At 40.9% G+C, this 7,338-nt stretch carries 8 protein-coding genes; all 8 read right to left on the bottom strand.

All coding sequences use genetic code 11. The annotated features are described in order from the left end of the window. Window positions 1–104 precede the first annotated feature (104 nt). The 8 genes from ABMY41_RS13735 to ABMY41_RS13700 all read right to left on the bottom strand — a co-directional run bounded on the left by ABMY41_RS13735 (window position 105) and on the right by ABMY41_RS13700 (window position 7,329). Window positions 105–410 carry a hypothetical protein gene (locus ABMY41_RS13735; protein ID WP_349275076.1) on the bottom strand — a complete coding sequence of 102 codons (306 nt, stop codon included), beginning with the start codon at window positions 408–410 and terminating at the stop codon, window positions 105–107. A 134-nt stretch (window positions 411–544) separates the two neighbouring features. Further along, entirely contained in the window at window positions 545–1,216 is a 672-nt protein-coding gene (locus ABMY41_RS13730; protein WP_289096625.1) for an RDD family protein, read from the bottom strand. 39 nt (window positions 1,217–1,255) lie between these two features. Continuing rightward, window positions 1,256–3,076, bottom strand: a complete 1,821-nt coding sequence (locus ABMY41_RS13725) for a serine/threonine protein kinase (protein WP_349275075.1) — start codon at window positions 3,074–3,076, stop codon at window positions 1,256–1,258. A gap of 55 nt (window positions 3,077–3,131) precedes the next feature. Continuing rightward, window positions 3,132–3,620 (bottom strand): hypothetical protein, encoded by a 489-nt coding sequence (locus ABMY41_RS13720; RefSeq protein ID WP_349275073.1) that lies wholly within the window; start codon window positions 3,618–3,620, stop codon window positions 3,132–3,134. 108 nt (window positions 3,621–3,728) lie between these two features. Further along, window positions 3,729–4,490 carry an SDR family oxidoreductase gene (locus ABMY41_RS13715; RefSeq protein WP_175081973.1) on the bottom strand — a complete coding sequence of 254 codons (762 nt, stop codon included), beginning with the start codon at window positions 4,488–4,490 and terminating at the stop codon, window positions 3,729–3,731. Between the two features lie 9 nt (window positions 4,491–4,499). After that, a complete protein-coding gene (mmsB, locus tag ABMY41_RS13710) occupies window positions 4,500–5,390 on the bottom strand; it encodes a 3-hydroxyisobutyrate dehydrogenase (protein ID WP_289096619.1) in 891 nt (296 codons plus the stop codon). Window positions 5,391–5,407: 17 nt separating this feature from the next. Next, window positions 5,408–6,550: an enoyl-CoA hydratase/isomerase family protein gene (locus ABMY41_RS13705; RefSeq protein ID WP_349275071.1), complete on the bottom strand. Its 1,143-nt coding sequence runs from the start codon at window positions 6,548–6,550 to the stop codon at window positions 5,408–5,410. Continuing rightward, complete coding sequence (locus ABMY41_RS13700) at window positions 6,550–7,329, bottom strand: enoyl-CoA hydratase (RefSeq protein ID WP_289096615.1); 780 nt, start codon at window positions 7,327–7,329, stop codon at window positions 6,550–6,552. The genes ABMY41_RS13705 and ABMY41_RS13700 overlap by 1 nt, the downstream gene beginning before the upstream one ends. Window positions 7,330–7,338 lie beyond the last annotated feature (9 nt).

Raw genomic sequence — 7,338 nt, 5'->3', positions numbered from 1 at the left:
ATCTTCCACAAGTTCAAGGTGGCTAAATAACGACATAATTAACAAGTAGATAGTGACAATGTGGGCGTTATTAGATCAGAAAAGAGGCGGATGTTAAAGCCTTTTTACAAAGTGCGATCCCGCCGTGATTTCATCCCATCTTTGAGATATACCACCATGCCCAGGATGACTATCGGCTTTAAATTCACCTGACTGATATATTTTTTATGCCATTTAACAAAAATTTGCCATTGCTCTATCTCTAACTCAAGTTCAGATTCTGATATTAAATAAAGAGAAAACTCATCAGTAAAACCGCTGTCATCATTGAAGTCTGAAACAAACCTGTAATGTCTCCCCTCGATAGATGTTATACCCCCTCTTGGCCCATCATAATATAAATTTTCGACAAGAACTTTACACATTTGCATTCATTAAAAGCCTTTAGATAAATTGAAAGGATTAATAAACAATTCCTATTAATTGCTACTGCCAAAAGAACTAACGACAATATCATTAGGAAATTCAGGTATTTTTATTACGGTAGTCATAGTAGAACGCCTTATTACAACCTAACAACAACCGTTTTACCAATGAAGTCATGTATTGCACGACGCTTTTCATTAAACAGCATGGTTATAAATTCTGACAATGCCCAAACTGTAGCTAATGAATTCAGACCCATAATTAAATAAGTTAAAACTTCAGGTACGCTACCAAGTTGTTGTAACGATATTGAAATAGATAAAAGTAATAGTATCCAAGATGAGTTAATAGCAATATTTACAGATTCTCGGCGCACTGATTGTTTAAGCGTAATATCTGTTTCAGTGTCATGATCAAGGACTTTAACATCCATCACCATCTTGCCAAGTGTTTGCCCATAAAACCCATGCATAAAAACAACATAGCCAATATACTGAATGCCATTAACGGCTTGTAAAACCATGTTTTGGTGAGAGTATTCAACACCAAAGAGTAAGCATTCGATATAAAGTAATGCTGTAAAAATTAAGCCATCAATAATAGCAGCCCAAAAACGAGGCCAAAAAGTAGCATACCTTTTATTCGTTTCTAGCTCTTCAAACTCTGCTTTTATTTTTGGGTCTTTTAGTTTATTTGCAATCTCTAATTCTAACTCTTGTGCTCTTTGTGGGAAGCTTTCTTTATCAATATATTTTTGAGCATCTAAAAGCTCATCCAATGAATAATTTTTATAATTTGGGGTGTAGTCCATGTTTGTTATTCTCCTAAACTGCTTGAAACTAATCAGCTTTTAGCATTCAGCTCTTTTTGGATCTCTTGGATAAAACTCATCGGGCTGTTTAGTGCATAAATCAAATTCACGGGTGTTTTTGTAAGGTAGCTTCATAAAGCCTGCCACACCAACATCGGTAATATTGACTGCGTATTGCATAAGCTTACTCAATAAGCGTTTAAATTCAGGCTCTTTACTGGCATCAAGCAGTCGATAGTAATGATGTATTTTCATCCTATCAGGTAAGGCTTCAAAAATAATACAGCCCGTATGGTGTATTTGGTTTAGCTCAAATACGCACTTTATAACCTTTTTCGGGAGCTGTAGTTGCTCATCAGGGTCTTTACCATCTTCAAAGTAAGAGTGTGGCCTGGTTACGTCTGAGGCTTGTACATCCATTACTTCGTAATCAAGCTCAGGTAAATTCTCAAACTTAAACGCACCTGTGCCATCACGCTCGAGCTGAATCGTTTTACGCGCATCAAACAAGCAACATTTAAAGAGACCTTTTTGTTCGATCCCCTGTGCTAACATCACCGTGTTGTTAATCGCATCGGTAAACGCAGTGCCAAGCGTTTCATCATGCAAAATAAGGGAAGACTCAACAAACAGTGAGTTTTCTTTCCAATGAAAACTAAGGCCCCCTACTACTGGGTATTTTGCTAATCGGCTAATAGAGGCCAAAAATGCTTTTTCGGTGTCGCCGGTATCAAATAAAAACTCTTTGTAGTATCTGTCGAGTTGGGCATCGTTTACATCAAGTAATTGTTGATTATGGTCAGCTTGTCTTAAAAATTGCTTACGTGAGCTATAAACTACTGTGTCTGGGTGTTCATCAAACTCACTAAACCAATAAGGAATATACGGTCGAATGACTTTACGGGGCAGCTCAGGGAGGTAAGCTTTAGCCATTGTAGGCATGTTTCGCATAAAATAATCACCAGCGCCATCTCTAGTTGCCTTATCTTTTGAAAGCATACCGTCGATAACCCGGGCAAGCTCCATAGGTAAATTCAGGCTTGTAGCCGGAATAACTGCCGCACCAAACCGGCATGATTGTGCAGAGGCCAATGCATAAAGGGTTGATGCGACACCTTGCTCATCAAAACGTGGCGATGACTGCCCGCCTGACATTTGCTCATCACCAATAAAATACACATCACCCATACGTGCATTAGTGGTGCTAATATCAGCAGACATAAGATCCATAAAATTGCTGGCAACCGGATTACCTTCAGCATCTATTTGTGCATAAACAGAGCTGCCCCAGTCTACCAATGACAATTTATTGGTTTGTTCATCATAAACGATGTTAGAGGGTTTAATATCGCCATGCACAATTGGCTGAGGGCTTAAGCCATTTTTGTGTTCACGTAAATCTACCAGCACATTACGTAACCTAAGAGCCAGCGCCATGACTTTTGCTGCACTAAAACGCCCTTGTTTGATGGATATTTTCTCTAAGTCTTCACCTAGAGCGCGCTCCATCATTAAAATGCCTTGCTTTTTAATGCGTTCAAAGGCATAAAATTTTGGCACCATCGGATTATTAACTTGCGAGAGCATGTACGCTTCGTCTTCTAAACGGTCACGTACACTTTGTGCAAGGGTTATACGTGAAAACTTAAATACCCAAGGTAAGTCTTCATCATCGACACCGGCAAAAACAAATCCAAACGCACCAGAGCCAATTAATTCAACGTCACTGTAACCAAGCAAAGTAAGCTGTTTAATACAAATGTTAAGCCATTGACGGTGTTTTTTAGCATCATGGTGAGACAGTAAATAAACAGACTGCTCTTCATTTATATAAAAATTGCGGATTTGTTTGGGATTCACTGCATCTCTCAAATTTAAGCGGCTTTTAACCGCTTAATTATTGAATGCTAGGCAGTTAATTACAAGGCTTTTGCTCTTCGATGATCCAGCCTTGATCTTTCATAAGAAGCTCTGATACTGCAAAGGTTAAGCAGCCAAAGATGGCTAACTCTAATAAGGTAAGAATATCAGCGGCAAAACACCAGCCTAAAACCCCTGCAAATAAAAATGGGATTGCTTTTAAATACCAAGCAATTTGTCGGGTTTTACCATATGTGAGTTGATAACTGTGAACTAGCTCACCCTGACACTCTAATGTGATGGTAGAAGAAAACTTCCTGAATAAAGTCACTGAAATTGTTAATTGGCAGGCTTTACCATCAACATTAAACTCATGAACAGATTTCGTTTTAAAGTTACGTGATTCTGCTATTAATTCACCGTCTACTTTCAGTACTTCTTTACCTGAGTAAGCAGAACCCCAGTATTCAATTAAATGTTCACCCAGTTTGAAGTTAGCTTTAATTCCTTTGCTCATTGATACTGTAATGCCATCAGTGTTCATAAAAAATCTCCTTATCATTATGAATTTAAAATACTTTAAAAATAAAAAAACGGCAAGCTAGGCTTACCGTTTTGGTACTTTCAATGGGTAAAGGGTTACCTTATGAAATTAAAGGCGGATACCGCCATCAATTTCAACAACACGACCTGTAAAGAAGTCATTCTCTACAATGTATTGTGCTGTTTGAGCAATTTCATCTGCTTCACCAAAACGACCCACTGGCGTTACTGCCATCATGCGTTGTTTTGCTTCTGGTTTCATCGCATCTGTCATTGCTGTGCGAATAACACCCGGTGCGATTGCACCAACACGGATACCAAAGCGACCTAATTCTTTCGCCCAACCCGTTGTCATCGCAACAACACCGGCTTTAGACGCTGCATAGTTTGTTTGGCCGATGTTACCAGCACGGGCAACACTCGACATATTAACAATAACGCCACCTTTGCCAGACTCAATCATGTGGCTCGCAGCTTCACGACCTGCTAAGAATACACCGGTCAGGTTCACATCAATCACAGATTGAAATTGAGCCAGCGACATTTTATCTACCACTTTGCCCTCTTTTGCTTTGATAAACATACCATCGCGTAAGATACCTGCGTTATTAATTAACACACCGATATGGCCAAAGTCTTTGTTAATAGTGTTAAACGTTGCTACCACGGCGTCTTCGTCAGTCACATTAGCAGCATACGCCATAACTTTTGTGCCATATTTAGCAAGCGCTGATACTGCAGTATCAAGTACGTCTTGTTGCATATCGATAAGAGCGATGTTCGCGCCAAGGGATGCAAATTTCTCGGCCATCGCAAAGCCTAAACCTTGCGCACCACCGGTAATTACGATGTTGTTGTTTTTAATTTCCACAACAATCTCCTACTTCGAGAATAATTTAAAAATAGCGCTAAAATCATCACTACCCGCACCTTGATGCTGAAGCATAGTGTATAGATTCTTCGCCATTGACCCCATTGGGGTAGATGAATTACTTTGCTGAGCCGCTTCCATAGCAAGACCTAAGTCTTTTGCCATTAAATCAACCATAAAGCCCGGTTTATAATCATTACTTGCTGGCGCCGTTTCCATTACACCAGGACATGGGTTATAAAGCTCAAGTGTCCAGTTACGGCCAGAGCTTGCAGTCATGATGTCACTTAACACTTTTGGGTCAAGCCCATTGTTGATGCCCATTTGTAGTGCTTCGCTAGTACCAGCCATTAGAATGCTGAGCAGCATGTTGTTACAGATTTTTGCGACTTGGCCTGCACCAATATCACCAGCATGGAAGATATTTTTACCCATATCCACTAAAGCCAGCTTGGCTTTTTCAAAGTTGCTTTGCTCACCACCGACGATAAAGGTTAAAGTACCCGCTGTTGCACCTGCAACACCACCTGATACCGGCGCATCAACAAAATCAATGCCTTTTTGAGCAAGTTCACTACCCACTTGACGCGCTGATTCTGCATCAATGGTTGAGCAGTCAATCACTAAAGTTTTGCTATCAAGTAAGTTGATAAGGCCTGTTTCGCCTAAATAAAGAGACTTAACGTGTTTGCTTGCTGGTAGCATACTGATAAAAATATCAGCGCCAATGGCACACTCTGCTGCATCGTTTGCAGCAATTGCACCTTTATCGGCAAGCTCACTGACCGCCGCTTTATTTAAGTCAAACACGTGAACTGTATGACCTGCATTGACAAGGTTTGCCGCCATTGGGCCACCCATGTTGCCTAAACCAATAAATCCTATTGTTAATTTAGCCATTTGTTTACCCCTTGGACTTAAGATGACGTTAATGAGTTAAGTGGGTGTGATTTCTCATCCCAGCGTACTGTAAAGAAGCTATCTACAACTGCTTCGTCGATATCGCTAAGCGATTTAAACTGCCAGTTAGGTGCACCGTCTTTGTCGATTAATAGCGCACGAACGCCTTCTTGAAACTCGCCTACTTCGCCACAGCGTACCGACATACCCAGCTCCATTTTGAAGCAATCTGCTAACGTCATCTCTTTTGAATTAGCTAATTGACGTTCAACCAGTGCACAACTAAGCGGACAACCATGCGCTAATGACTTTTGCGCACGGGTAAGCCATTTATCTTCAGTTTCTAAAGCTTGAATGTAGTCAATTTTGCCCTGAAGTGAGTCAAATTCAGCCAGCTTTTGAATAACCGCTAAGTTATCTTTTACATTGCCTTTAGGAACCCGGCCTGAAATATTATCAATCGAGATTAAAATGTTAGTTAGCTTTTCGTGATTTAATGAGGCTGTTTTACCCCATTTTTCAGCGGTGATAGCCGTTAAAATAGCGTCATATTTATCTGCTGTTGCATAGTGATCAGCAAGATTAACAAACAAGGCATCTTCAGCATTGATAGACGCCGCAGTTAACCCTAAGAATAGACCCACTTGCTCAGGCATTTTATGTAAGAAGTAACTGCCACCCACATCAGGGTATAAACCAATGGTTAGCTCAGGCATTGCAATACGCGATGTTTCTGTTACCACTCGGTGACTTGCCCCAGCCATTAAGCCAAGACCGCCACCCATAACAATGCCATTACCCCAAAGTAATATTGGCTTTTCATAGCAGTGAATTAGGTAGTCTAATTTATACTCTAGGGTAAAAAAGTCTTCAATATAATTAGCAGGCTCTGCTGTACTCATTGCTTTATGCAGGCTTACTACATCGCCACCGGCACAAAATGCTTTTTCGCCAGCCCCTTTTAGCACGACCATGGCAATTGCATCATCGTCAGCCCATTTTCTAAGCTGAGGCTCAAGCAATTGGATTATGTCGTAATTTAAGGCATTTAACGACTTAGGCGCATTGAGTGTCGCAATTGCAATGAGGCCGCTCTCGGCCTCTGCAGTTTCAAACACCACAGGCGCATCTTGATGATTTAGTAGTGTTACGTTAGTCATTAGCCATTTACCCAATTTGCTTTACGCTTTTCTAAGAACGCATTCACGCCTTCTTTTTGGTCTTGCGTATCAAACAATTGTACAAATAACTCACGCTCTAATGGCAATGCATGGGCCATAGGTTGTGTGCGACCTTTTTGAATAAGTTCTTTACATGCAGTCACAGCAACTGGGCTTTGCTCAGCTACTTGATTAGCAAGTTTCATTGCCGCCGCTAAACTTTCGCCAGCACCAACAACTTCTTCAACAAGGCCAATTTCACGTGCTTTACCTGCTTTTAGGCGCTCGCCACATAAGATCATGCGTTTTGCCCAACCTTCACCGACAAGCCATGCAAGGTTTTGCGTACCGCCAGCACAAGGCAACAAGCCAACTTTCGCTTCAGGAAGTGCCATTTGAGCTTGCTCTTCAGCAATACGAATATCACAAGCAAGAGCCACTTCAAGACCACCGCCCATGGCATAACCATTAATTGCCGCGATTGATACACCACGGAAATTGGTTAATGCTTCAAATGCATCACCAAACACTTTTGACATAGTGGCAGCAACGCCTTTGTCGCCGCTGGCAAACACGTTTAAATCGGCACCTGCACTAAAGAACTTTTCACCTTGACCTGTAATCACTAATGCATAGACATTTTTGTTAGCATTTAGCTCAGTTACAGTGTCTTTTAATGCAGTTAATGTATCTTGTGTCCAGGTATTCGCTGGCGGGTTATTCATAGTTAAAACCGCTACGTTACCTTCAATATTTAAATCAATCGATGGATTAGACATAGGTTGCTC

This window comes from Pseudoalteromonas sp. BZA4 (assembly GCF_040104395.1).
In the GTDB taxonomy this organism is placed as follows: domain Bacteria; phylum Pseudomonadota; class Gammaproteobacteria; order Enterobacterales; family Alteromonadaceae; genus Pseudoalteromonas.
Note: the sequence above shows the minus strand (reverse complement) of the source record. Positions and strands in the feature narration are given on the sequence as shown.

What these genes read in the sequence shown, in the direction of transcription:
- ABMY41_RS13735 (WP_349275076.1), bottom strand. Translation starts at nt 410, where the DNA reads ATGCAAATGTGTAAAGTTCTTGTCGAAAATTTATATTATGATGGGCCA.
- ABMY41_RS13730 (WP_289096625.1), bottom strand. Translation starts at nt 1,216, where the DNA reads ATGGACTACACCCCAAATTATAAAAATTATTCATTGGATGAGCTTTTA.
- ABMY41_RS13720 (WP_349275073.1), bottom strand. Translation starts at nt 3,620, where the DNA reads ATGAACACTGATGGCATTACAGTATCAATGAGCAAAGGAATTAAAGCT.
- mmsB (WP_289096619.1), bottom strand. Translation starts at nt 5,390, where the DNA reads ATGGCTAAATTAACAATAGGATTTATTGGTTTAGGCAACATGGGTGGC.
- ABMY41_RS13705 (WP_349275071.1), bottom strand. Translation starts at nt 6,550, where the DNA reads ATGACTAACGTAACACTACTAAATCATCAAGATGCGCCTGTGGTGTTT.
- ABMY41_RS13700 (WP_289096615.1), bottom strand. Translation starts at nt 7,329, where the DNA reads ATGTCTAATCCATCGATTGATTTAAATATTGAAGGTAACGTAGCGGTT.